This is a genomic window from Chitinimonas sp. BJB300, from assembly GCF_002735695.1.
Taxonomy (GTDB): Bacteria; Pseudomonadota; Gammaproteobacteria; order Burkholderiales; family Chitinimonadaceae; genus Chitinimonas.
The window spans coordinates 1-1,798 of sequence record NZ_PDZH01000283.1 but is presented as its reverse complement, the minus strand read 5'-3'; the positions used below and the strand labels follow the sequence as shown (position 1 = coordinate 1,798).

General features: G+C 50.6%; 2 protein-coding genes. Both read left to right on the top strand.

All coding sequences use genetic code 11. The annotated features are described in order from the left end of the window. A partial coding sequence (locus CSQ89_RS23420) for a hypothetical protein (RefSeq protein WP_233203408.1) occupies positions 1-266 on the top strand: 266 nt, incomplete at its 5' end. Next, the gene (locus tag CSQ89_RS21345; protein WP_099407965.1) at positions 263-1,468 is read left to right on the top strand and encodes a tetratricopeptide repeat protein; all 1,206 of its coding nucleotides are present in this window, start codon (positions 263-265) and stop codon (positions 1,466-1,468) included. The genes CSQ89_RS23420 and CSQ89_RS21345, both read left to right, overlap by 4 nt. The last annotated feature ends 330 nt before the right edge of the window (positions 1,469-1,798 follow it).

The window sequence follows — 1,798 nt, the reverse complement described above, 5'->3', positions numbered from 1 at the left end:
CAAATATCCCGCAGCATCCCGCGGTTTCCTCCCTGGAGGTTTATTCAACGTCTGCCCGCTGGCGCCATCTCGCGGGCACGCTCATCGCGTATGGGCAGACGTCGAACAAACCTAAACCAAAGCTGACAGTCGATCACTTGGCGAAGTTCAGCCGTATTTCAAATTGGCAACTGTTTCGAGTAGATCAGGTCTTTCACCCCTATTACAAATACTTAGCGAACTGTATCTTCCGGATTTTGCATCGTCCAATTAAGAAGATAACGTGAAGAGAAATTTATTAAACGCCTTGCTGGCGTTTGCACTTTTGCTGACTAGCAGTGTTGGTACGTCAGTTCATGCCAACATTGAACAGTTGAAAACGCTTAACGACCAGGTTGAAACGCTATACAAACAAGGCAACTATGATCGTGCCTTAGAGGTGGCCAACCAGTCGCTCTCGCTTGCCGAAAAGTCATTTGGCCCCAATCACCCTGATGTGGCCCTCAGCCTGAACAACTTGGCATTCCTGTACGACGCCAAAGGCCAGTACGCCAAGGCAGAACCCTTGTACCAGCGCTCTTTGGCGATCGGGGAGAAGACGCTAGGCCCCAATCACCCTGATGTGGCCACCAGCCTAAACAACCTCGCAGAGCTGTACAGAACCCAAGGCAAATACGCCAAGGCAGAACCCCTTTACCGGCGCTCATTGTCGATCAAAGAGAAGGCGCTAGGCCCCAATCACCCTGATGTGGCCACCAGCCTAAACAACCTGTCACTGCTTTACGCCGCCCAAGGCAAATACGCCAAGGCAGAACCCCTGTACCAGCGCGCATTGGGGATAAATGAGAAAGCTCTAGGTCCCGATCATCCTCATTCGACCCTAAGCTTCAATAACCTGGCAGACCTGTATTACAAGCAAGGCCTGTATGCGAAGGCAGAACTCCTGTACCAGCGGGCATTGGAGAAAAATGAGAAAGCGCTAGGTCCCAATCATCCTCTTGTTGCTCTGGGGCTGAATAACGTAGCACGGATATACTTTACCCAAGGCCAATACGCCAAGGCAAAACCCCTGCTCCAGCGGGCATTGGAGATAAATGAGAAAGCGCTAGGTCCCAATCATCCTCATGTTGCTCTGGGCCTGAATAACATAGCACAGATATACTTTAACCAAGGTCAATACGCCAAGGCAGAACTCCTATACCAGCGCGCATTGGCAATTAGCGAGAAGACGCTAGGCCCCAATCACCCTGATGTGGCCCTCAGCTTGAACAACTTGGCATTCCTATACAACGCCCAAGGCCAGTACGCTAAGGCAGAACCCTTGTACCAGCGTTCATTGGCGATCAGGGAGAGGACGCTAGGCCCCAATCACCCTGATGTGGCCAACAGCCTGAACAATCTAGCTAAGCTGTATCTGGCAACAAACCGCAATAACGAAGCAGATCAACTTCAAAGGCGTGCAAAAGCCATTCTGGACGCTAAACGCTAAACATCTAACGGCTTTCGGATAGAGTACAAGTCGGAAAGGGATTTTTTCCCTTTCTGGTTACAGCCGCAAAGTAACTGTTGAAGTGTGCGTGTCCGGGCATCTTGTATTGCATGTTACTTCTAAATGTTGGACGTCCACTTTGGCCGAATTAAAGGCCAAGGCTATTGAAATCGTCAATTCCACACGCATGTACGCCGACACAAATGGGCACCTCGAATAACCCGACTTTTTGGCATTACAGCGGCGTAAGTCGACCTTGAGGTGCCTTCAGACAGCCCGTTCCGGAACTTATCACTCGTCTTGCATCTCTTTTTCCGCCCAAATTGGCCA